The organism is Pararhodobacter aggregans, from assembly GCF_003075525.1.
Classification (GTDB): domain Bacteria; phylum Pseudomonadota; class Alphaproteobacteria; order Rhodobacterales; family Rhodobacteraceae; genus Pararhodobacter; species Pararhodobacter aggregans.
Map to the genome: position 1 here is coordinate 151,165 of NZ_QDDR01000003.1, position 21,802 is coordinate 172,966.

27 protein-coding genes are annotated in these 21,802 nt (G+C 70.0%); 18 read left to right on the top strand and 9 right to left on the bottom strand.

Translation table 11 applies throughout. From position 1 onward, the window contains the following. Positions 1-14: 14 nt before the first annotated feature. Positions 15-341, bottom strand: a complete 327-nt coding sequence (hspQ, locus tag DDE23_RS07710) for a heat shock protein HspQ (RefSeq protein ID WP_107751391.1) — start codon at positions 339-341, stop codon at positions 15-17. A 251-nt stretch (positions 342-592) separates the two neighbouring features. On the opposite strand from hspQ, the gene DDE23_RS07715 reads away from it, so the two are divergent. Continuing rightward, positions 593-1,186 carry a transglycosylase SLT domain-containing protein gene (locus DDE23_RS07715; protein WP_107751392.1) on the top strand — a complete coding sequence of 198 codons (594 nt, stop codon included), beginning with the start codon at positions 593-595 and terminating at the stop codon, positions 1,184-1,186. Here DDE23_RS07715 and DDE23_RS07720 read toward each other — a convergent pair. Beyond that, a complete protein-coding gene (locus DDE23_RS07720; RefSeq protein ID WP_107751393.1) occupies positions 1,183-1,800 on the bottom strand; it encodes a LolA family protein in 618 nt (205 codons plus the stop codon). The two genes, DDE23_RS07715 and DDE23_RS07720, sit on opposite strands and share 4 nt — an antisense overlap. Positions 1,801-1,939: 139 nt before the next feature. Here DDE23_RS07720 and DDE23_RS07725 point away from each other — a divergent pair, with 139 nt between their 5' ends. Both DDE23_RS07725 and DDE23_RS07730 read left to right on the top strand, forming a co-directional pair. Continuing rightward, positions 1,940-3,142: a GTP-binding protein gene (locus DDE23_RS07725; protein ID WP_238149927.1), complete on the top strand. Its 1,203-nt coding sequence runs from the start codon at positions 1,940-1,942 to the stop codon at positions 3,140-3,142. After that, the gene (locus DDE23_RS07730) at positions 3,135-3,434 is read left to right on the top strand and encodes a DUF6525 family protein (protein WP_107751395.1); all 300 of its coding nucleotides are present in this window, start codon (positions 3,135-3,137) and stop codon (positions 3,432-3,434) included. The genes DDE23_RS07725 and DDE23_RS07730 overlap by 8 nt, the downstream gene beginning before the upstream one ends. Before the next feature lie 18 nt (positions 3,435-3,452). Here DDE23_RS07730 and DDE23_RS07735 read toward each other — a convergent pair whose 3' ends face one another. Continuing rightward, positions 3,453-4,106, bottom strand: a complete 654-nt coding sequence (locus tag DDE23_RS07735) for a peroxiredoxin (protein WP_107751396.1) — start codon at positions 4,104-4,106, stop codon at positions 3,453-3,455. Between the two features lie 235 nt (positions 4,107-4,341). Between DDE23_RS07735 and DDE23_RS07740 the strand changes: the two genes are divergently transcribed. The 6 genes from DDE23_RS07740 to DDE23_RS07765 all read left to right on the top strand — a co-directional run bounded on the left by DDE23_RS07740 (position 4,342) and on the right by DDE23_RS07765 (position 9,464). After that, positions 4,342-5,010 (top strand): hypothetical protein, encoded by a 669-nt coding sequence (locus DDE23_RS07740; RefSeq protein WP_107751397.1) that lies wholly within the window; start codon positions 4,342-4,344, stop codon positions 5,008-5,010. 80 nt (positions 5,011-5,090) lie between these two features. Continuing rightward, the gene (locus DDE23_RS07745) at positions 5,091-6,536 is read left to right on the top strand and encodes an aldehyde dehydrogenase family protein (protein WP_107751398.1); all 1,446 of its coding nucleotides are present in this window, start codon (positions 5,091-5,093) and stop codon (positions 6,534-6,536) included. After that, positions 6,529-6,981 (top strand): hypothetical protein, encoded by a 453-nt coding sequence (locus tag DDE23_RS07750; RefSeq protein WP_107751399.1) that lies wholly within the window; start codon positions 6,529-6,531, stop codon positions 6,979-6,981. Before DDE23_RS07745 ends, DDE23_RS07750 begins: the two co-directional genes overlap by 8 nt. A 16-nt stretch (positions 6,982-6,997) precedes the next feature. Continuing rightward, positions 6,998-7,381 carry a histidine triad nucleotide-binding protein gene (locus DDE23_RS07755; protein WP_107751400.1) on the top strand — a complete coding sequence of 128 codons (384 nt, stop codon included), beginning with the start codon at positions 6,998-7,000 and terminating at the stop codon, positions 7,379-7,381. Between the two features lie 114 nt (positions 7,382-7,495). Next, entirely contained in the window at positions 7,496-8,191 is a 696-nt protein-coding gene (locus DDE23_RS07760) for a haloacid dehalogenase type II (protein WP_107751401.1), read from the top strand. A gap of 52 nt (positions 8,192-8,243) precedes the next feature. After that, the gene (locus DDE23_RS07765; protein ID WP_107751402.1) at positions 8,244-9,464 is read left to right on the top strand and encodes an MFS transporter; all 1,221 of its coding nucleotides are present in this window, start codon (positions 8,244-8,246) and stop codon (positions 9,462-9,464) included. 119 nt (positions 9,465-9,583) lie between these two features. Here the strand turns inward: DDE23_RS07765 and DDE23_RS07770 are convergent, their stop codons facing one another. Then, complete coding sequence (locus tag DDE23_RS07770) at positions 9,584-10,303, bottom strand: helix-turn-helix transcriptional regulator (protein WP_107751403.1); 720 nt, start codon at positions 10,301-10,303, stop codon at positions 9,584-9,586. A gap of 125 nt (positions 10,304-10,428) precedes the next feature. Here DDE23_RS07770 and nthA point away from each other — a divergent pair, with 125 nt between their 5' ends. From nthA to DDE23_RS25705, 4 genes are read left to right on the top strand one after another with little or no spacing between them, the layout of a single operon-like run. Beyond that, a complete protein-coding gene (gene nthA / locus DDE23_RS07775) occupies positions 10,429-11,028 on the top strand; it encodes a nitrile hydratase subunit alpha (protein WP_107751404.1) in 600 nt (199 codons plus the stop codon). After that, on the top strand, positions 11,025-11,681 hold the full coding sequence (nthB, locus tag DDE23_RS07780; RefSeq protein ID WP_107751405.1) for a nitrile hydratase subunit beta: 657 nt from the start codon (positions 11,025-11,027) through the stop codon (positions 11,679-11,681). Before nthA ends, nthB begins: the two co-directional genes overlap by 4 nt. Further along, positions 11,668-11,982: a nitrile hydratase accessory protein gene (locus tag DDE23_RS07785; protein WP_202863231.1), complete on the top strand. Its 315-nt coding sequence runs from the start codon at positions 11,668-11,670 to the stop codon at positions 11,980-11,982. The genes nthB and DDE23_RS07785 overlap by 14 nt, the downstream gene beginning before the upstream one ends. Positions 11,983-12,031: 49 nt before the next feature. Further along, positions 12,032-12,919, top strand: coding sequence for a DMT family transporter (locus DDE23_RS25705; protein WP_107751407.1), 888 nt, complete (start codon positions 12,032-12,034; stop codon positions 12,917-12,919). A gap of 44 nt (positions 12,920-12,963) precedes the next feature. Here DDE23_RS25705 and DDE23_RS07795 read toward each other — a convergent pair whose 3' ends face one another. After that, on the bottom strand, positions 12,964-14,100 hold the full coding sequence (locus DDE23_RS07795) for a WD40/YVTN/BNR-like repeat-containing protein (protein ID WP_107751408.1): 1,137 nt from the start codon (positions 14,098-14,100) through the stop codon (positions 12,964-12,966). A gap of 205 nt (positions 14,101-14,305) precedes the next feature. Between DDE23_RS07795 and DDE23_RS07800 the strand changes: the two genes are divergently transcribed. From DDE23_RS07800 to DDE23_RS07820, 5 genes are read left to right on the top strand one after another with little or no spacing between them, the layout of a single operon-like run. Further along, complete coding sequence (locus tag DDE23_RS07800) at positions 14,306-14,917, top strand: TetR/AcrR family transcriptional regulator (protein WP_107751409.1); 612 nt, start codon at positions 14,306-14,308, stop codon at positions 14,915-14,917. Next, the gene (locus tag DDE23_RS07805; RefSeq protein ID WP_107751410.1) at positions 14,914-15,663 is read left to right on the top strand and encodes an enoyl-CoA hydratase/isomerase family protein; all 750 of its coding nucleotides are present in this window, start codon (positions 14,914-14,916) and stop codon (positions 15,661-15,663) included. The genes DDE23_RS07800 and DDE23_RS07805 overlap by 4 nt, the downstream gene beginning before the upstream one ends. A 1-nt stretch (position 15,664) precedes the next feature. After that, on the top strand, positions 15,665-17,110 hold the full coding sequence (locus DDE23_RS07810) for an AMP-binding protein (protein WP_116548234.1): 1,446 nt from the start codon (positions 15,665-15,667) through the stop codon (positions 17,108-17,110). Then, entirely contained in the window at positions 17,107-17,451 is a 345-nt protein-coding gene (locus DDE23_RS07815) for a MaoC/PaaZ C-terminal domain-containing protein (RefSeq protein WP_238149928.1), read from the top strand. The genes DDE23_RS07810 and DDE23_RS07815 overlap by 4 nt, the downstream gene beginning before the upstream one ends. Then, positions 17,448-17,804, top strand: coding sequence for a hotdog family protein (locus DDE23_RS07820; protein WP_107751412.1), 357 nt, complete (start codon positions 17,448-17,450; stop codon positions 17,802-17,804). Before DDE23_RS07815 ends, DDE23_RS07820 begins: the two co-directional genes overlap by 4 nt. A 110-nt stretch (positions 17,805-17,914) precedes the next feature. Here the strand turns inward: DDE23_RS07820 and DDE23_RS07825 are convergent, their stop codons facing one another. The 4 genes from DDE23_RS07825 to dapB all read right to left on the bottom strand — a co-directional run bounded on the left by DDE23_RS07825 (position 17,915) and on the right by dapB (position 21,794). Next, a complete protein-coding gene (locus DDE23_RS07825; protein WP_107751413.1) occupies positions 17,915-18,874 on the bottom strand; it encodes a sensor histidine kinase in 960 nt (319 codons plus the stop codon). After that, positions 18,871-19,542 carry a response regulator transcription factor gene (locus DDE23_RS07830; protein WP_107751414.1) on the bottom strand — a complete coding sequence of 224 codons (672 nt, stop codon included), beginning with the start codon at positions 19,540-19,542 and terminating at the stop codon, positions 18,871-18,873. The genes DDE23_RS07825 and DDE23_RS07830 overlap by 4 nt, the downstream gene beginning before the upstream one ends. Next, positions 19,539-20,882, bottom strand: coding sequence for a DUF4153 domain-containing protein (locus tag DDE23_RS07835; RefSeq protein WP_107751415.1), 1,344 nt, complete (start codon positions 20,880-20,882; stop codon positions 19,539-19,541). The genes DDE23_RS07830 and DDE23_RS07835 overlap by 4 nt, the downstream gene beginning before the upstream one ends. Positions 20,883-20,972: 90 nt before the next feature. Beyond that, positions 20,973-21,794, bottom strand: coding sequence for a 4-hydroxy-tetrahydrodipicolinate reductase (dapB, locus tag DDE23_RS07840; protein WP_107751416.1), 822 nt, complete (start codon positions 21,792-21,794; stop codon positions 20,973-20,975). Positions 21,795-21,802: the final 8 nt, after the last annotated feature.

Sequence of the window (21,802 nt, forward strand, 5' to 3'; positions counted from 1 at the left end):
AGCATCTCAGGAATTCAGTTCAGCTGCGCCTGCAGCGGATAGAAGCCGTTCTCGAAATCGCCGAACAGATCCGGCAGATCGGGGTGGTCGATCGGCTCGCCCGTATCGTCCGCCACCAGATTCTGTTCCGAGACATAGGCCACGTAATAACTGTTATCGTTCTCGGCCAGCAGGTGGTAGAAAGGCTGATCCTTGGCGGGACGGCTGTCCTCGGGGATCGCATCGTACCATTCCTGCGTATTGGCGAAGATCGCGTCCACATCGAAAACCACGCCGCGGAACGGGTGCTTACGGTGGCGGACCACCTGGCCGAGCCGGAATTTCGCGTGTGTCTTGAGCATGGAACGGTCCTTCACGCCGACCATCTAGCGTGAGTCGGCGGTTAACGTCCATACGGCTCCGCGGGATGGCGGGGAAACAGTCTGTGAATCCTGTCCCAACAGTGGCGCAATTGCGGCAAGATTGTGGCGCCGAAACCCGATCGCCCCCCGATCACGGCCGGACACGTCCTCGTTACGGCATTTTCCCTGCAAGATCGTTTCAAAACGCACCGAAATGCGCTACCAAGGGAAAAAAAGATCGAGGCAGTATCATGAGCAGCGTTCCCCGCCTTGCGGCGGCGGTTCTGGCATTGTCGGTCCTGGCCGCCTGCGGCGGGCGCGACCATGCCCCTCCCCGCAATCTGGATGACGCCTGCGCGCTGGCAGACGAGCGCCCGGCCTATCTGCGCGCCATGCGCGACACCGAACGCCGCTGGGACGTGCCGGTGCCGGTGCAGATGGCGATCATCCATGCCGAAAGCCGCTTCCGCGGCGATGCCCGCACCCCGCACCGCTACGCGCTGGGTGTCATTCCGATGGGGCGGCAATCCTCGGCCTATGGCTATAGCCAGGCGCTGGACGGCACCTGGGAGGAATACCAGAGTGACACCCGCAACCGCCGCGCCTCGCGCGATGACATCCGCGATGCGACCGATTTCATCGGCTGGTACTCGTCGCTCTCGGCGCAGCGCAACGGCATCCCGCCGACCGATGCGCGCAACCTCTACCTTGCCTATCACGAGGGGCATACGGGCTATGCCCGCGGCAGCTATCAGAACCAGGCCTGGCTTCTGCGCGTGGCCGACCGGGTGGCCGACCGCGCGGTGATGTACGATACCCAGCTGAGGGCCTGCGGGCGGCGTTAGCGGCCCTGGGTCAGGCCCCGGCGCTGAAGCTCGGCATCGAGGCTGAAGAGCAGCGAGCCGAGCGAGACGCCGGTCCTGAGCGTGCCCAGAATCACCGTCGTCTCGCGCCCGGTGTCATCGGTGATGACCCATTGCCTGAGCTCGGTCGGGTTGGCGCTGAACACCAGCCGGATGCTGCCGTATTCCGGATGCGCCGGATCCTGGGCCACGACCACGGTGGTCGGCCCGTCCTCAGCGTGCTGCACGACCATGCGGTCGCGCTCCAGGTTGACGGTGTCGTCGAGGATCAGGTTCAGCGGCGTGCGCGACAGCGGATAGGTCGAGGGCCCGGCATTCGAACGCGCGTCGAAGATGTTCACCGCCCCGTTCGAGGCCAGCACCAGCGAGCGGTCGGGCGCATCGTATTCGAAGCGCACCCGCCCGGGGCGGTGGATCATCAGTCGCCCGGTCGAGATGGAGCCATCGGGGTTCACCTGGGTGAAATCCGACTGCGCCGTGCGGAACGAGTTGAAATAGCGCGAGATCTCGGCCAGCGAGATCGGCGCGGCGAGGGCCGGCTTGGCAAGGGCGAGGCCGGCGAGGGCCAGCGAGGCAAGAAGGGTGCGTCGGTTCATGCCGATTAGATAGCGCAGCCCCTGCCATGCCGCAGCAGGGAAGTTGCTCACGGGTAAACACATCGGCGCGACGGCGCCCGTTGCCTTCCGTCGCCCGGCCCCGTATTGTTATGTTATCACATATCCAATGAGGCCCCGCATGTCCCCCGATCCCCGCCTGCCCGTGACGATCCTCTCGGGCTTCCTCGGCGCCGGCAAGACCACGCTCCTGAACCATGTCCTGAACAACCGCGACGGGCTGCGCGTGGCGGTCATCGTCAACGACATGTCCGAGGTGAACATCGACGCCGACCTGATCGCCGCCGGGGTCGACCTGCGGCACGGCGAGGAGCGGATGGTCGAGATGTCGAACGGCTGCATCTGCTGCACCCTGCGCGGCGATCTGCTGGCCGAGGTCCGGGCGCTGGCCGAGGAAGGCCGCTTCGACCATCTGCTCATCGAATCGACCGGCATCAGCGAGCCCCTGCCGGTCGCCGCCACCTTCGCCTTCCGCGATGAGGCGGGGCAGGCGCTGGACGATGTGGCGCGGCTGGACACGATGGTGACGGTGGTCGATGCGGTGAACCTGCCGGGCGATTTCGCCAGCCATGACGCGCTGGCCGACCGGGGCGAGACCTCGGGCGAGGGCGACGAGCGGCATCTGGTGCAGCTCTTGACCGAGCAGATCGAATTCGCCGATGTGATCGTGCTGAACAAGGTGACGGATGCGGGGCCCGCGCGGCTGGATGCCGCGCGCAAGATCGTGAAGGCGCTGAACCCCGACGCGCGGTTGATCGAAACCGACCGGGCGCAGGTTCCGGCGGCCGAGGTCCTCGCCACCGGGCGTTTCGATTTCGACCGGGCGCAGGAGCATCCGCTCTGGGCCAAGGAGCTTTACGGTTTCGCCCAGCACGTGCCCGAGACCGAGGAATACGGCATCGCCAGTTTCGTCTACCGCGCCCGGGCGCCCTTTCACCCGCAGCGGCTGCATGCGGTGCTGAACGGCCCGCTGCCCGGGGTGATCCGCGCCAAGGGGCATTTCTGGATCGCCACGCGCCCGGCCTGGGTCGCCGAGTTCAGCCTGGCGGGCGCGCTGTCCTCGGTCACGCCGCTGGGCATGTGGTGGGCCGCCGTCCCGCACGAGCGCTGGCCCGACGATCCGCGGATGCGGGCCGAGATGGCCGAGCATTGGGTCGAGCCCTGGGGCGACCGGCGGCAGGAACTGGTCTTCATCGGCGCCGGGATGGACGAGGGGGCGATTCGCGGCGCGCTGGACGCGGCACTGGTCTCGGGCGCGCAGGAGCCGGGCGATGCGCTGGGCCTGCCCGACCCGTTCCCGCGCTGGGGCAAGGGCGATGCCTAACCTGCGCAGCGGCTTGCGGCGGCGGGCGGGCTCGATGCGGGCGCATGACGCGCTGCCGCCACCGCTGCGCGCCTGGCTCTGCGCCGCCGCCCTGCCCTGGAGCCCGCGCTCGGCGCTGAAGCTCTGGACCCGGGCGCTGGCCGAGACCGGCGACCCGGCCGAGGCCCGCGCGCGGCTGGACCGGGCCGAGGCGCGGACCCTGGCGCGGGACGCCGGGCGCATCTGGGGGCAGGATCATCCCGCCACGCCCCCGGCAAAGGAAAACCCGCGCCGGGGGGACCGGCGCGGGTGATAGCGGTGCAGGGCTGGATCAGACCGGCGCCTTGGTCTTGCGCAGATAGGGCAGCGGGATGTCCAGCTTGCCGAAACGCGCCTGCGCATCCTCGGTCGAGACCGACAGCGCCACGATCACGTCGTCGCCCGGCTGCCAGTCCGCCGGGGTGGCAAAGGGCTTGCCATCGGTCTGGCGGATGGCGTCCAGCGCGCGCAGGATCTCGTCGAAGTTGCGGCCCACCGACATGGGATAGATCAGCATCAGGCGGATCTTCTTGTCCGGCCCGATGATGAAGGTGGTGCGCACGGTGGCGGTGTCATTGGCGGTGCGGCCATCGGGCAGATAGGCCTCGGCCGGGAGCATGTCATAGAGCTTGGCGACATTGAGCCCCTTGTCGGCGATGATCGGGAAGGTCATCTCGGCGCCGCCATAGGTCTTCACGTCTGCCATCCACTTGTGGTGATCCTCGACCCCGTCGATCGAGACACCGGCCAGCTTGCAGCCGCGCTTGGCGAATTCGCCCGTCAGCTTGGCCGCGGCCGAGAATTCGGTGGTGCAGACCGGGGTGAAATCCTTGGGATGGCTGAAGAGAACGGCGTAATTGTCGCCGATGTATTCGTGCCATTTGATCGTGCCCTGGGTCGATTCCGCGGTGAAATCGGGGGCGATGTCATTGATGCGCAGGCTCATGGATCATTCCCTTCAGTGAATGCTTGAATTCGAGATAAGGGTCCTCCCGGCAAAGAGAAGCCCCCATCCGGCGATTTCCGCCGATGGCGACATTCCGTCACGCAGCCCGGCCCCGGCGTCAACGGGAATCTTCCGGCCGGGCCAGAGGCCGCCTGCCAGCCCGCCGCGTCGTGGATTCACCTTTCGTTAACCATCAGTGGGCGACAAGAGAGGCTTGTTGTCGTGGGGAAAGGCCATGGTGCGTTTCCGGGTTCTTCTGGCGCTGGTGCTTGCGCTCTCGATCGGCGCCGGGGGTCCGGCCCGGGCCGGACCCTGGCCGCGCGAACAGGGCCGCTTCTTCCTGTCCACAACCTCCACACTGGGCGCGGCGAACGGCTGGCGCCCGCAGCAGACCGAATATTACGCCGAATACGGCCTGCGCCCGCGGCTGACCATCGGCGCGGCGCTCTCGACAAGCTGGCGCGTGGATTACGCCGATCTCTTCTTGCGCTGGCACCCGCTGGACCTGCCGCAGGGGCTGGCTTTCGGCGTGACCTCGGGGCTGCGCTACGTGCCCCACAGCATCGCCCCTTACCAGCCCTTCGTCGCCGTGGAAGCCGGGCGTGGCATGGCACTGGGCGAGGGCAACCTCTGGACCCAGGCGGGTGTCCGGCTCTATGCCGCGCGCGTCCCATGGGGCACGGAACTGGCCACCGACTGGAGCAGCCAGGTCGGCTATGCCCGGGGCCGTTGGCTGGTGATGCTGGGCGCCACCCATTTCCGCAGCCGCCAGGTCGCCATCACCCGCCTGCGCCCGGCCATCGGCCTGCGCCTGATGGACCGTTTCCGTCTGGTGGCCGAGGCGGTGATCCCGCCGGGCGGCCGGGTCGACGCGGTTCGCATCGGCCTCTGGTCCGAGTTCTGAGGGCACCCGCCCGGGCGGCTCCCCTTGCCCTCTGCGGGGGCAGGTGACAGGTTGTCGGGAAATTACCGGAGATCGCACCAATGCTGGACAAACGCCGCTTCTACATCAACGGACACTGGGTGAACCCGGTCGCGGGCCGCGATCTGGAGGTCATCGACCCCTCGACCGAAGAGCCCTGCGCGGTGATCTCGCTGGGCGGCACCGCCGACAGCGACGCCGCCGTGGCCGCCGCCCGCGCCGCCCTGCCTGCCTTCATGGAAACCCCGCCCGCCGAGCGCAAGGCGCTGGTCGAGCGGATTCTGGAAGTCTACAAGCGCCGCAACGACGAGATGGGCGCCGCGATCAGCCTGGAAATGGGCGCGCCCATCGACATGGCGAAGAGCAGCCAGGCGACCTCGGGCACCTGGCATATCGAGAATTTCCTCCGCGCCTTCGACCAGATCGAATTCGAAGCCCCGCTCAGCGAGCGGGCGCAGGAAGACCGGATCATCAAGGAAGCGGTCGGCGTCTGCGCGCTCATCACGCCCTGGAACTGGCCGATGAACCAGGTCACGCTCAAGGTGATCCCGGCGCTGCTCGCGGGCTGCACCATGGTGCTGAAACCCTCGGAAATCGCGCCGCTCTCGTCGATGCTGTTCGCCGAGATTCTCGATGAAGCTGGCGTGCCGCCCGGCGTCTTCAATCTGGTGAACGGCGACGGGCCGGGGGTGGGCACGGACCTGTCGGGCCACCCCGATGTCGACATGGTCAGCTTCACGGGGTCGACCCGCGCGGGCATCGCGATTTCCAAGAACGCGGCCGAGACGCTGAAGCACATCCACCTCGAACTCGGCGGCAAGGGGGCGAACATCATCTTCGCCGATGCCGACGAAAAGGCCGTGATCCGCGGCGCCCGGCATTGCTTCAACAACACCGGCCAAAGCTGCAACGCGCCGACCCGCATGCTGGTCGAACGCTCAATCTATGACCGCGCCGTGGAAATCGCCGCCGAGACGGCCGAAAAGACCCGCGTCGCCAGCGCCCATGAGGCGGGCAACCATATCGGCCCGGTGGTCAGCCAGGCGCAATTCGACAAGATCCAGGGCCTGATCCAGAAGGGCATCGACGAGGGCGCCAAGCTGGTCGCCGGGGGCCTCGGCCGCCCCGACGGGCTGAACCGCGGCTTCTTCGTGCGCCCCACGGTCTTTGCCGATGTCACCAACGACATGACCATCGCCCGCGAAGAGATCTTCGGCCCGGTGCTGTCGATCATCCCCTTCGAGGACGAGGCGGAGGCGCTGCGCATCGCCAATGACACGGTGTACGGGCTCACCAACTACGTCCAGTCGCAGGACGGCGCCAAGCGCAACCGGCTGGCCCGGCGCCTGCGCTCGGGCATGGTCGAGATGAACGGCAAGTCGCGCGGCCGCGGCTCGCCCTTCGGCGGCATGAAAGCCTCCGGGCGCGGGCGCGAAGGCGGGGTCTGGGGCATCGAGGATTTCCTCGAGGTCAAGGCCGTCTCGGGCTGGTCGGCCGAAGATGCGTAAGCTCGCCCTCGCCCTGGCGCTGACCCTCGCCGCCCCGGTGGCAGGCGCCTGGACCGAGCCGCCGCGCGGCTCGGCGCTGAGGGCCGACCTGATGGACGCGGCCCGCCCGCTGGCCGAACGGGTGCTGGGCGCGCCGGTGGAATTCGTGGTCCATGACCTGCGGGTCGAGGGCGATGTCGCCTTCGCCGCGCTCACCGCCCAGCGACCGGGCGGCGCCCCCATCGACCTGCTCGCCACGCCCGGATACCGGCGGGGCGAGATCGATCCCGAGTTCATGGACGGCTCGACCCTGCAGGTGCTCTACCAGCGCTCGGGCCGTCAATGGGTGGCGGTCGACCACGCCATCGGCGCCACCGATGTCTGGTACGCCGACCCCGCCTATTGCCCGATCTGGGCCCCCGTCCTGCCCGGGAATTTCTGTCCCGGATCCCCGTCGATGAAATGAGAGCGGAGTAAGCGCCGTGGCCTATGCCTATGATACCAATAACATCTTTGCCAAGATCCTGCGCGGCGAGATCCCCTGCAACAAGCTGCTGGAGACCGAGCATTCGCTGGCCTTCCACGACATCCGCCCGCAGGCGCCGCATCATGTGCTGGTGATCCCGAAGGGGCCCTATGTGACCTTCGACCATTTCGCGCTGGAAGCCTCGGACGCCGAGAAGGCCGATTTCCTCACCGCCATCGGCAAGGTCTGCGCGGCGCTGGGCGTGCAGCCGGGCGAAGGCGGCGCGGGCTATCGCGCCATCTCGAACGCCGGCAACGACGGCGTGCAGGAGGTGCCGCATCTGCATGTGCATATCCTGGGCGGAAGGGTGCTGGGCCGGATGCTGGAGCGCGCCGAGTAAGGCACGGGAAACAGGAGGGGGGCCTTCTGCCCCCCTCGCCTTCGGCTCACCCCCCGAGGATATTTGCAGCGCAAAGAAGCGGCGGGTCGGGGAGCGGTTTGGGAGGGGCCTCGCATGAGCAAGAACCGGATCAGGGCCTGCGTGTTTGACGCCTATGGCACGCTCTTTGACGTGGGCGCGGCGGCGCGGATCGCGGCGGGCGAACCGGGGGCCGCAGCCTGGGCGCCCCGCTGGCCCGAGATCGCCGCCGACTGGCGCCGCAAGCAGCTGGAATACACCTGGCTCAGGGCGGTGGCCGGGCATCATGCCGATTTCTGGCAGGTGACGCAGGACGGGCTCGACTGGGCGCTGGAGAAGGCGGGGCTGACCGATCCCGCCCTGCGCGAACGGCTGCTGGCGCTGTACTGGCAGCTCGCGGCTTTTCCCGAGGTTCCGGGCATGCTGGCCGCGCTGGCCGGACAGGGGCAGAGGCTGGCGATCCTGTCCAACGGCTCGCCCGGGATGCTGGAGGGGGCGGTCAATTCCGCCGGGCTTCAGGGCGTCTTCGAGGCGCTTTACTCGGTCGAAAGCGTCGGCGTCTTCAAGCCGCATGACCGGGTCTACGAACTGGTCGGCGCCGGGCTGGGGCTGGAACCCGGGGAGGTGCTGTTCGTCTCTTCAAACGGCTGGGACGCCTGCGCGGGCGCGGCCTTCGGCTTCACCACCGCCTGGGTCAACCGTGACGGGGCGCCGATGGACCGGCTCTTTGGCAGGCCGCATCATGTGCTGGGCGATCTGGCCGCCCTGCCCGGGCTGCTGGCGGGCCTTTAACCTGTAAAGTTTTCACTGGCAGCAAGGCCGGACGGGCCCTAGTCTGCCCGGCATGAACCCGATCCTCGACTCCCGCTATTCCTGGGCGCGTCTTGCGCTGTCGCTGTCGATCTCGACCGTCGGCAGCGTCGGCATGTGGTCGATCATCGCCCTGATGCCCGCCGTGCAGGCCGAATTCGGCGGCGGGCGGGGCGCGGCCTCGTTGCCCTATACGCTGACCATGACCGGCTATGCGCTGGGCAATGTCGTCTGGGGTCGGCTGCTGGACCGGTTCGGCGTCATCCCGGTGCTGATGGCGGCGGCGCTGTTGACGGCGCTGGGCTACGTTCTGGCGGCGATCAGCCCCTCGATGGCGACGCTGGCCGCGGGGCAGGCGGTGATCGGGCTGGGCGCGGCGGCCTTCTTCGCGCCGCTGATGGCCGATATCTCGCTCTGGTTCCGCCGCCGCCGGGGGATCGCCGTGGGCATCGCCGCCAGCGGCAATTACCTGGCCGGTGCGATCTGGCCGCTGGCGCTGTCGGGCGTCCTGGCCGAGAGCGGCTGGCGCGGTGTCTGTTGGCTGCTGGCCCTGCTGGTGCCGCTGCTGATCGTCCCCGCCTCGCTGTTCCTGCGCCGCCGCCTGCCCGCCGAAAGCCTGACCGCCGCCGCCCAGGCCACCGGCCGGGCGCTGCGCGAGGTGCCCTGGTCGCCACGGATGATGACCTGGCTTCTGGCGCTGGCGGGCGTGGCCTGCTGCGTCGCCATGTCGATGCCGCAGGTGCATATCGTCGCCTTCTGCGTCGACCTCGGCTATGGCCCGGCCGTGGGGGCCGAGATGCTCAGCCTCATGCTGATGGGGGGCGTCGCCTCGCGGCTGGTCTCGGGCTTCGTCATGGACCGGCTGGGCGGCATCCCGACGCTGCTGATCGGCTCGATCGGGCAGATGATCGGGCTGATCCTGTACCTGCCCTTCGACGGGCTGGCCTCGCTCTATGTCGTGAGCCTGATCTTCGGCCTCAGCCAGGGCGGCATCGTGCCCGCCTATGCCATCATCATCCGCGAATACCTCCCCGCGCGCGAGGCCGGGGCGCGGGTCGGTTTCGTCATCATGGCGACGATCCTGGGCATGGCGCTGGGCGGCTGGATGTCGGGCTGGATCTATGACGCGAGCGGCTCGTATCAGCTGGCCTTCCTGAACGGGATTGCCTGGAACGCGCTGAACATCGGGGTGATGGTCACCATCCTGCTGCGCAGCCGTCCGCGGCGGCCCGAGGCGGCGCTGGCCGCGGCCTGAACGGACAGGAAAAAACGGGACGGCGCGGGTTGCACCGTCCCGTACCTTGCAGAAATGTTTCTCTGAATGGGATCAGCCTAGCGCGGGTTGACGCTGAGACAACTGTGACTTGTGACAGGTCACACGGGCAAAAGATGCTGTTCCACGGCGATGGCGATCGCCTCGGACCGCGAGCGGGCCGCAAGCTTGCGGCGGGCGTTGTCGAAATGGAAGCGCACGGTGCGGATGCTGATCGCCGCCTGCCGAGCAATATCGGCATCGCCCTGGCCCAGCCGCGCCAGCGACAGGATCTGCACCTCGCGCGGGGTCAGCAGGGCATTCTCGTCCAGTTGCTGCGCCACCAGCACCCGCAGCCGGTCATGGGCATGTTCCAGCAGGAATTGCAGCCGGGCGCGCAGTGCGGGCCCGGGATCGGGCGCATTCCCGGCCAGCACCGTAAAGCCGCGGTAGCCGTTGGCGCGGTAGACCGGCACCAGAAAGCCCTCGGGGTAGCCGAGGCCGGCGGCGAAATCGAGCACCTCGCGCTCGGCGGCAGCGGGCAGGAAGCCGCAGCGCCCGGCCCGCAGGTCCGAGATGGTGAACGGGCGGCCCAGCGCCTTCATCGCCCTGAGCGTCGGGTCGCGGTCGCCGAACTGCCGGTCGTAATAGGCGCTCTGCCAGGCCTGCGGCCAGTTGGTGACCATGAATTGCGTGGGATAGGGCGCATCGGGATGCGGCGCGGCGCCGATGGCATAGATCGAGAACCCGTGCGGCTCGGACCAGGACAGCAGCTCGGCGCAGGCGGCGGCCGGTGTCTGGGCCTGCGCCAGCGCGGCGGGAAAGTCGAAGACGTCGGGCATTGCGTCGATCCTCTTGCGCGGCCCCTGACGCGAGCCTGCCAGATTCCACGCATCCCACAAGCCCCTTGCAGGGCTTGCGCGCGCGCGCCTTTCGCCTAACCTAGGCCGCTGACCAAGGAGCCGCCATGCCCCACGATCACGACAACCACCTCGACCCGATGGATGCCCGTGTCCGGGCGCTGGAGACGATCCTGACCCGCAAGGGCCTGATCGAGACTGCCGCGGTCGACGCGATCATCGAGACCTATGCCGAGAAGGTCGGCCCGCAGAATGGCGCCTCGGTCGTGGCCCGGGCCTGGACCGATCCCGCCTTCGCCGAGTGGCTGGAGCGCGACGCCACCGCGGCCGTCGCCTCGATGGGCTTCACCGGCCGTCAGGGCGAGCATGTGCGCGCCGTCTTCAACACGCCGGACCAGCATCATGTCATCGTCTGCACGCTGTGCTCCTGCTATCCGTGGAGCCTGCTGGGCCTGCCGCCGGTGTGGTACAAATCCCCCGCCTACCGCTCACGCGTGGTGATCGAGCCGCGGGCGGTGCTGGCCGAATTCGGGCTGAACCTGCCCGAGGGCACCAAGCTGCGCGTCTGGGATTCCACCGCCGAGCTGCGCTATCTGGTCGTGCCGATGCGGCCCGAGGGGACCGAGGGCTGGTCGGCCGCGCAACTGGCCGAACTCGTCACCCGCGAAAGCATGATCGGCACGGGCCTCGCCCGGGTTCCGGCATGAACGGCCCGCATGACCTTGGCGGCAAGATGGGTTTCGGCCCGGTCCTGCCCGAGGCCGACGAGCCGTGGTTTCACGCCCCGTGGGAGGCCCGCGCGCTGGGTGTGGTGCTGGCCTGCGGGGCGCTCGGCCGCTGGAACCTGGACGAAAGCCGCCACGCGCGGGAATGCCTGCCGCCCGCCACCTATTACGCGGCCAGCTATTACGAGATCTGGATCCGGGCGCTGGAGGTGCTGCTCACCCGCCACGGCCTTGTCACGCCCGATGAACTGGCCATGGGGCACGCGCCCGAAGGCCCGGCCGATGCCCGCCGCCTGAGCGCCGAGCGGGTGCCCGCCGTCCTCGCCCGGGGCGGGCCCTGCGACCGGCAGGTGGACAAGGCGCCGCGATTCGCTGCGGGCCAGCGGGTGCGGGCGAAGAACGCCCATCCGCGGGGTCACACCCGTCTGCCGATCTATCTGGCCGGCAAGCAGGGCGTCATCGACTCCGACCACGGCGGCTTCGTCCTGCCCGACAGCAACGCCCATGGCCTGGGCGAGACGCCGCAGCGCCTCTATACCGTCGTCTTCGACGCGGCCGAGGTCTGGGGCGCCGACAGCGAACCCGGGCTGACGATCAGCGCCGACCTCTGGGAGGGGTATCTTGACCACGCCTGAGCCCACGCCCCCCGACCATGCCCCGTTCCAGGCCCCCTGGCAGGCGCAGCTCTTCGGCGTGACCGTGGCGCTGGCCGATGCGGGCGTTTTCACCTGGCCCGACTGGACCCGCGCCCTGGGGGCCGAGATCGCCCGCGAGACGCCCTATTGGGAGGCCTGGCTGGTGACGCTGGAGAAACTGCTGGCCGGTCTGGGTGTCGCCCTGCCGCCCGAGGTCGCGGCGCTGGCGCATCGGTGGGAAGAGGCCGCGCATGCCACGCCGCATGGCCAGCCGATCCTGCTGGAGAATGCCCAAGGCTAAGTCGCCCGCGCTCCTGTACGGAGCGGATGCGCGCTGATAGACCCGGGGGATGCCCCGTCATCAGACCCTTGCGCTCCTCGGCGTGATCCTCGCCTCGGTCGGCTTCGGCCTCGTGCCGCTCTTCGCCCGGTCGCTGACCGATCAGGGCATGGCCCCGCACGCCGTGGCGCTTTACCGCTACACGCTGGCCACGCTCCTGCTGGCGCCGCTGGCCTGGCGCTGGCGGCACCGGGGGCGGGTGCTGGCCTGGGGGCTGGCGGCGGGGCTGCTGATGGGGCTGGGCTGGGCCGCCTATGTCCGCGCGGTCGAGGTGGTGCCGGTCTCGACCGCGGGCGTCCTCTACATGACCTATCCCGCCTTCGCGCTGGCCTTCGCCTGGGCTCTGTTCGGCGAACGGCCGCAGGCCCGCGCCATCGTCGCCGCGCTGGTGATCCTGGGCGCCGCGGCGCTGGTCACCGGCCCGGGCAATGTCGAACCGCAGCACCTGCCCGCGCTGCTGATGTCGCTGGCGGCCCCGGCGGGCTTCGGGCTGGGGATCGCGGTGCTGGTCCACCGTCTGCCCGAGGTTCCGGCGCTGGTTCGCATCGGCATCGTCTCGGCCGGCTCGGTGCTGGGCCTCGCGCCGCTGGCGCTGGCGACGCCGGTAGAGGCGCTGCTGCCGGTGGATGCGGCGGGCTGGGGCATGGTGGCGGGGATCGGGCTGGGAACGGCGCTGATCCCGCAGCTGCTTTACACGATCTGTTCGCCGGTGGTCGGCACCGCCCGCACCGCCGTGGCGGGCAGCGTCGAATTGCCGGTGATGTTCGCCATCGGCTGGTTCGCCTTTGGCGAGGCGCTGGGGCCGCCGCAATGGATCGCCTGCGCGCTGGTGCTGGGGGCGATCCTGCTCAGCCCGGCGCGGCGTCCGCGCAGCGTGGCCGGGGCCGTGGAGCCGTAGGATGGGTCGTTCCGCGCCCTTGGGCGCGGGTTGACCCATCCTCCTCAGCGCCGGTGCATGACCTCGACCCCCAGCACGGTCGGCAGGTGGCGGGCGATCTCGGACCAGGTCTCACCCTCGTCCACCGAGGCAAAGACGCTCCCCGAGTTGGTGCCGAAATAGATCCCCGCCTTTTCGGCCCTGTCGGTCGCCATCGCCTGCCTGAGCACCGTGAAATAGGCCCCGTCCGGCAGGCCCTGCCGCATCGGCTCCCATCCCTCGCCCGCCTGCCGCGAGCGCCAGACGGTGGCCTTGCCCTCGGGCGGGGTGCGCCCGCCCCATTCGCTGAGCGGCAGGACATAGAGCGTGTCGGGGTCCTGCGGATGCACCGCCACCGGGAAGCCGAAATTCGACGGCAGCCCCTCGGTGATCTCATCCCAGGACCGCCCCTCGTCGCGCGAGCGGAACACGCCGTTGTGGTTCTGCATGTAGATCACCCGCCCATCGGCCGACCGCGCCATGTTGTGCACGCAGAACCCGACATCCTTGGCGCATTCGCCGGTGAAGGGGTCGGGCGTCGTCGCCTGATTGGTGCGCCGGTTACGCCGCTCCCAGGTCGCGCCCCCGTCCTCCGAGGCAAAGACCCCGGCGGCCGAGATCGCCACCCAGAGCTTCTCGCCCTCGCCCAGCACCGTGTGCAGCACCAGCCCCGCGCCGCCCGGCTCCCAGCTGTCGGCAGAGGGGTGATTGCTCAGCCCCTCGACCCTCTCCCAGCTCGCGCCCTCGTCCTTGCTGGCATAGAGCGCCGCGGGGCGGGCCCCGGCATAGAGCGTGTCGCCCACTTTCGACAGCACCCAGATCGCGTTCATCTGCCCCTTGAAGGGCGCATCCGGGTTGGGGCCCCGGCCCAGCATCTTGCGGAAATTCTCATCGGCGGCGAGGTATTCGTCCATCTTGCCGTTGGACAGCTGCGCGTGGCTCCAGCTGGCGCCGTGGTCGGGGGATTTCCAGACCGCCACGCCCTGCCATTCGCCCCCCGCCGCGGCCCAGATCGTGCCGGTCTGCGGGTCGCCGGTGGCATGGTTCACCGGCCAGCCGTCGCAGAACGGGCCGCTCACCGTCCATTCCTGCCGCGCGCCATCCGAATCGATCAGGAACAACCCTTTCGAGGTGCTCGCCAGCACCGTCACCCGCTCGTCCATCGAATCCTCCCGTCCGTGGTCGGGAGGATCCTAGCACAGTTTCCATACCGGTTGGTCGGTTTCTTGCAGGGCCGCGCGAAAGTCAGCGCGGCCCCTCCGGCAAGACCGCGAGGCGAGGGGCGATCCGCCGGGCAAACCCGGATTGGACTTGACAGATTTTCCGCCGCTTTCAATATGACGACTGATTCAGGTGTCAGGAGTGCCGATGACCGACCCAGCCGCCCGCCGCCCCGTCGCCAGCCGTCCGCGCACCCGTCGCGGGCAGGACACGCGCGAGGGGATCCTCCGCGCGGCCGAGGCGGTGATCGGAGACCTCGGCTTCGCCGCCGCCTCGATCGCCGACATCACCCGTCGGGCGGGGATCGCGCAGGGCACGTTCTATATCTATTTCCAGTCGAAGGACGAGGTTTTCCGCGAACTGGTCATCGAGATGGGCAAGCTGACCCGCGCCCATCTGGCCGAAGCCGTGGCCGACGCCCCCGACCGCCTGACCGCCGAACGCCGGGGCCTCAGGGCGTTCCTGGGCTTCGTCGGCACCCGCCCCACGCTCTATAACATCGTCATGGAAGCGCGCTTCGTCGCCCCCGATGCGTACCGGCAGTATTACACCACCTTCGCCCGGGGCTATGGCCAGAACCTCGCCGCCGCCGTGCGCGAGGGCGAGATCCGCTCGGGCGACGCCGAGATCCGCGCCTGGGCGCTGATGGGCATGGCGATCACCCTGGGCGAGCGCTTCGGCATCTGGGAGGGCGAGGCGGATCTGGACCGCATCGTCGACGAGGTCTTCGACATGCTGGAACGCGGGCTGAAGCCATGAGCCTGGTGACGCTGGAGGAGGAGGCCGGCGTGGCCCGCCTGACGCTCCACCGCGAGGGGCGGGCGAACGCCCTGACCGCGGAATTGCTGGAGGATCTGCTGGCGGCGCTGGACCATGTGGGCACCCCCCGGGCGCTGGTCCTGTCCGGCGCCGGGCGCCATTTCTCGACCGGCGGGGATGTGGCGCGTTTCGCGGCCGAGGTCGAGGCGGGCAATGGCCGCGCCTATGCCCGGCGCACGGTCGGCGCCCTGAACGCGGCGATCCTGCGGCTTTCGGCGCTGCCCTGCCCGGTCATCGCCCGGGTGCAGGGCGCGCTGACCGGCGGCGCCTTGGGGCTGGTACTGGCCGCCGATCTGGTGGTGATGACCCCCGGCGCCTTCATCCAGCCCTGGTACGCGGTGGTGGGTTTCGCCCCGGACGGCGGCTGGACCGGGATGCTGGCCGACCGCATCGGCGCCGACCGGGTGCGCGCGCTGCATCTGCTGAACGGCCGGATCACCGCGGCTGAGGCGCAGGCGCTGGGCCTCGCGCAGGCGGTCAGCGACGACCCGGAGGGGGTGGTGGCAGGCTGGCTTTCCACCCTCGCCGCGCATGAGCCGGGCTGCATGGCGGCGGTGAAGCGGCTGCTGGCCCGCGACCCCGCGCCCTCGCTCGCGGCGGAACTGGCCGCCTTCGTCGAGCGGGTCGAGGCGCCCGAGGTCCGCGCCGGGATGGCCCGCTTCCTGCACTCGCTGGAGAGGGCGTGACATGGGCCTGATCCCCGACCTTTCTGCCCGCCGCGCCCAGCTGTCGCCCAGGGCGCCCGCCTTCGTCGACCATGAGACCGGCGATGTCTGGTCCTTCGCCTGGGTGGACGCGGCTGCCGCTCGTCTGGGCGCCGCGCTGCTGGCCCGGGTGCCGCGGGGGTCGCGCGTCGCCATCCTCTGCCACAACCGGCCCGAATTCTTCGTGGCGCTCTTCGCCTGCCAGAAGGCCGGGCTGATCCTCGCGCCGTTGAACTGGCGTCAGCCGGTGGCGGAGCTGCTGCCGGTGGTGGCCAGCGTCAACTGCGCGCTGGTCCTGCATGACGAGACCTTCGCCGCCCCCGCCGCCGGGCTGGGCCTGCCCACGATGGCGCTGGAGATCCCCGACACCGCCCCCCTGCCCCCCGTCCCGGTGGACGAGGATCAGCCGTGGTACGTCCTTTTCACCTCGGGCACCACCGGCACGCCCAAGGCGGTGATCCAGACGCCGCGCATGGTGGTGGCGAATGCGGTGAACATCGCGCAGGCCATGGGGCTGACGGCGCAGGACCGGACGGTCAATTTCCTGCCGCTGTTCCACACCGGGGGGATCAACCTGTTTACCATGCCGCTGTTCTTGTGGGGTGGCGTGTCCCTGGTTCTGCGCAAGTTCGACGCGCCGGTGCTGCTGGACCTGCTGGCAAAGGGCGCGGTGACGCAATTCTTCGGGGTGCCGGCGATCTATCAGGCGCTGATGCAGATGGACCTCGCGCAGGCGGATTTCACCGCCTGCAAGGGCTGGGCCTGCGGCGGCGCGGCGCTGCCCGAGGCCACGATCCGCTTCTTCGCCGAGAAGGGCGCGCTGATCTGCAACGGGTTCGGCATGACCGAGACGGGGCCGACCGGCTTCCTGATCGACCGCGACGCCGCCATCAGTAAGATCGGCAGCGTCGGCAAGCCGCAGATGATGACCGAGGCGCGGCTGGATGGCGTGCCGGATGGCGAGCCGGGGGCGGGCGAGCTGCTGCTTCGGGGCCCCACGGTGACCCCGGGCTATCTGGACAATCCGCAGGCGACCGGGGCCGCCTTCACCCCGGACGGCTGGCTGAAATCGGGCGATGTCGCGGCGCGGGATCAGGACGGCTATTACCGGATCATCGACCGCATCAAGGACATGTACATCTCGGGCGGCGAGAACGTCTATCCGGCCGAGGTGGAGAAGGTCCTCATCACCCATCCCGCGATTCTGGAGGCCGCCGTTCTGGGCATACCCGACGCGCGCTGGGGCGAGACCGGCGTCGCCTTCCTGATCTCCCGGCCCGGGCAGGCGCCGGACCCCGTCGCGCTGACCGCCTGGCTGCGCGAGAGGCTGGCGGCCTACAAGCTGCCGAAGTCCTTCCACGTGGTCGAGGATTTCCCCCGCACCGCCGCCGGGAAGGTCCGCAAACCCGAGTTGAGGAAACTTCTGTGACAGAAACGCTCTGGACCCCCACGCAGGCCGATTTCGACGCCTTCGCCCGCGTCTCGGGCGATGACAACCCGATCCATGTGGACCCCGCGTTCAGCGCCCGCACCCGGTTCGGCCGCACGGTCAGCCACGGGATGCTGATCTATTCCCGCCTCTGGGCGATGGTGCGCGCGGCGCATCCCGGGCGGGGGCAGGTGTTTCAGGACATGATGTTCCCCAACCCCGCCTATGCGGGCGAGACACTGGTCCTTTCGGTCGAGGGCGCGGGGCCGGAACTGGCGGTCAGCGCCCGGCGGCAGGCGGATGGGGCGGTCTGCTTTCAGGGCAAGGCGGTGCTGGCATGAAGGTCGGGGACAGCGCCGAGGTGACGCGCCGGTACAGCGCCGGGGACATGGCGGATTTCGCCGCGCTGGCGGGCGGGGATCTGCCCGGCCATGTGCCCGAGCCGCTGATCGGTGCGCTTTTCAGCTATCTGCTGGGGGTGGAGCTGCCGGGGTCCGGCACCAATTACCTCAAGCAGAGCCTCGATTTCCGGGGCGCGGCTCCGCTGGACGTGCCCCTGACCGCGCGGGTCGAGATCACCCGGTTGCGGCCGGAAAAGCATCTGGTCGATCTGGCCACCACCTGCCGGTTGCCGGACGGAACGCTGGTCTGCGAGGGCCGGGCGCTGGTGCTGGCGAAGGACGTGGGGGCTTAGGCGGCAGGAGCGCCAAGGGCGGCGCCCGTACCGCCGGGGTGGGCGAGAAGCGCCCGCCCCGGGGGGGCGGTGCGGGCGCTGCCCGGCGTGCCGCCGGGCGAAACAGGAACTTACCCCCGAAACTCGATCCTGAACCGCGCGCCCCGTTCGGACGGGACCAAGACGATCCCCGCCCGATGAGCCTCCAGCAGGTTGCGCACCACCGAAAGGCCCATGCCGGTCCCGCCCTGATCCCGGCGCGTGGTGAAGAACGGGTCGAACACCCGCCCCGCGTTCCCGGCCGAGACCCCGCGCCCGTCGTCCGCCACCTCGACCCAAGGCGCAGGTTCCCCCCCCGCGATCAGCACCACCCGCCCCGCGCCATGCTCGGCCGCGTTGCGCAGAAGCTGCCCCAGCACGATCCGCAACCCCTCGGCCGCCAGCGGCACCGGCGCATCCGCCGCGACCTCGACCGCCAGATCGGGGAAATCAGCGGCGAGCACGGGCACCACCTCGCCCAGCCGCGACTGGCCCAGATAGCGCACCTCGCGCGCCTGAGCGGCCCGCCGCAGGGCCGCAAGCTGCGCCTCGATCTGCGCCCGCGCGCCGTCGATCTGCGCCACCAGCGCCCGGTCCTCGGCGCCCAGCGTGCCGCCGTCCTCCAGCAACTCCACCGCCGCGCGGATCGCGGAAACCGGGGTCTTCAACTCGTGCGTCACATGGTCGGTATGGGCGCGGATCGTCGCCTCGCGGTCCCTGAGCGCCTCGGCCATGGCGATGACGCGCTGGCCGGTGCGATAGGTCTCGCGCGTGCCGAAATGGCGGGGGCGGTCAGGGCTGGCGGCGGTTTCCTGCGCCTCGGCATAAGCCTCGAGCGCCAGCGTCGGCCGCAACAACAGCCGCCATTGCAGCCAGCCCAGAAACCCCGTGCCCAGGGCGATCAGCGCGGCGAGGATCATCTCGGCGTTGCGAAAGCCGATGGCGGGGCCGAGGTAGCGCAGCGCCACCAGTCCGGCAAAGGACAGGGCCAGCGTCCCCGCCAGCCCGCCCGCCAGCACGAAGGCGAGGGACGGACGCCAGCCCGGCCTCATGCCCGGACCCCGGCGCGGATGCCCTGCCCGTGGACGGTCTCCAGCACGCCATCGCAGCCCGCCTCGGCCAGCTTGCGGCGCAGGTTGCGCAGGTGGCTGTCCAGCGTCCGGTCCGACACCGCGCTGCGCGCGCCCCAGAGCGCCGCGACCAGCACGGGGCGCGTAACCAGCCGCCCGGGCGCCGCCATCAATTGCGCGAGGATCTGGAATTCGGTGGCGGTCAGCGGCACCTCCACCCCCCCGGCCCGGCATTGCCGCGCCTCCAGATCCAGCACCAGATCGCCCAGCGCCAGCCGCTGGCCGGGTCCGCCGCCCGCGCGCTTGAGGATGGCGCGGACGCGGGCCACCACCTCACGCGGGCTGAAGGGCTTGGTGACGTAATCGTCGGCCCCCAGTTCCAGCCCCAGCACGCGGTCGATCTCGTCGTCGCGGGCGGTCAGGAACAGGATCGGCACGTCCGAGGTGGCGCGGATCCGGCGGCAGGCCTCGAACCCGTCCATCTCGGGCAGGCCCACGTCCAGGATCACCAGATCCGGCCCCTCGCGCGTCACCGTGGCCAGCGCCGCACGCCCGTCGCCGGCCGTCACCACCGCATGGCCCGCGCGTTCCAGCGCCAGCCTGAGCAGGTCGCGCAGGCGGGGGTCGTCATCGACGATCAGGATCTTCATCGGCCAGCCTCCAATGCCGCGAGATTATGGCGCACCCGCCACGCCCGGAAGCCCCAATCCCGCCAGCCCCGGGTCACGGGTGCGTGCCTGGCGCCACAGCTGCCCAGGCGGAAGCCGGGGGGCGGCGGGGTCTCGGCCCCGGCCCAGGCGACGGCGGCCATCGGCCCCAGATCGCAGACGTAATTCGGATCGGCATTGGGATGGGCAAGGTTCTGCGCGGCGACGATCCCGGCGAAATTGACGAAGCAGGCGACATAGAGCGTGACAAGCCCCAGCCCCCCGGCCCGGACCAGCAGCCAGAGATTGCCGCGCCCGGCCAGCACCTGCCACAGGCTGAGCCCCAGCCCGGCCGCCACCAGCCCCATCCAGATCAGGGCATGCAGGCGCAGATAGGTCAGCCCGTAGGCGCCGATATAGAGGTCGAGCCGCAGCATCGCCGCCCCGCACAGCACCATGTTCTGCGCCAGCCACAGCCCCAGCAGCGGCTTGACCGCCGGATGCGCCGACAGGAACGGCCGGGCGGCCAGCGCGAAGGCCCCGGCCAACATGGCGGTGGCCAGCAGCGGATAGGCGCCGCGATGGGCGTAATCGGCAAAGCTCATCCCCTCGGGCAGGTCGGCGCCCGCGATCAGGATCGACAGGTCGGTCAGGGTCTGCACGCCGATCACCAGATTGAAGAGGATCAGCGCCCGGATCACCGACCCCGCGCTGAGCCCGCTGCCGGGCAGGCGCAGCTGTGGGGCGGCGGTTACGGGGCCGGGGGTCAGGAAAGGCGCGACCAGGAGCGCGGTTCCGCCCCAGAAGAGCCCCCGCTCCAGCGCGGCAAAAAGGTCCAGATCCAGCGAGAAAAGCCGCGACAGCACCGGGTTCGCATCCATCAGCAGCGCGATGAACACCGCGCTGCCCCCCAGCGGAAAAGCCCAGAGCGCGACCTGACGGCGGATCGCCCCGGCCTCGGCCGGAAGGGCGCGGATGGCGCGCAGGCTGCGCCCCGGATCAAGCGGCGCCAGCCAGCGCCCGGGCAGGGCCAGCGCATAGCCAAGCGCGCCGCTCAGCGGGCCATGCACCCAGGCCAGCGCCACGATCAGCCCGGCGGCGAGGAAGGCCATCGACAGCGCCTGAAGCATCTCGATCACCGGCAGGGCGGCGGCGAGAAGCAGCAGGGCGGGACCGACAAGGCGGCTGAGCGGCCGGACCGACCAACTGGCGGCAGCGAAGATGGCAAAGGCAAAAAGCGCCAGCGACAGGCCGGGAGCCTGCCGCCAGAAGAGGAAATCGCCGAGAAGGACAAGAACGGCCAGCGCGGCCAGCGGCGCGAGGGGGGAAATACGGGTCTGCATGAACGGCTCCGGGTCAAGGTGGATCGCCCCACCCTGCCCGGTGCCCCGTGCAGATGCCCCGCGCGGTTCGTGCAGATTTCGTGCAGGGCGTCAGAGGCCCAGCACGGCCGCCATGTCGTATTCGCCCTTGGCCTGCCCCTGCGCCCAGAGCGCGGCCTTGACCGCCCCCCGCGCAAAGACGCCCCGGTCCGAAGCGACGTGGCGCAGGATGATCCGCTCGCCATCCGCCGCGAAGATCACGTCATGCTCGCCGATGTAATCGCCCGCCCGGATGGCCGAGAAGCCGATGCTGCCGCGCTCCCGCGGGCCGGTGATGCCGTCGCGCCCGCGCACCGCGGCCTCGTCCAGCGACACGCCCCGCCCTTCGGCCGCGGCCTGGCCCAGCATCAGCGCGGTGCCCGACGGGGCGTCGACCTTGTGCCGGTGGTGCGATTCGACGATCTCGATGTCGTAATCGGCGTCGAGCGCGGCCGCGACCTTGCGGGTCAGCGCCACCAGCAGGTTGACGCCGAGGCTCATGTTCCCGGCCCGCACGATGACGCCCTGTTTCGCCGCCGCGCCGATGGCGGCGATGTCGTCCTTCGACAGGCCCGTGGTGCCGATCACATGCGCGCAGCCCGCGGCCATCGCCACCGGCGCCAGCGCCACGGTGGCGGCGGGGGCGGTGAAATCGACCACCGCCTGCGCGCCCGACAGCGCCGCCGCGGGATCGTCCGAGACGGTCACGCCCAGCGGCGCCCCGCCCAGCATCAGCCCCAGATCCTTGCCGACCCAGGGGTGGCCCGGACGCTCCAGCGCGCCCGCCAGCCGCGCCTTGTCCGAGCCGGTCAGGACCTGCACCAGCATCCGGCCCATGCGGCCGGAAACGCCGTTGACGACGATCGCGGGAAGGGGGGCAGCGGTGTCGGTCATGTCAAACT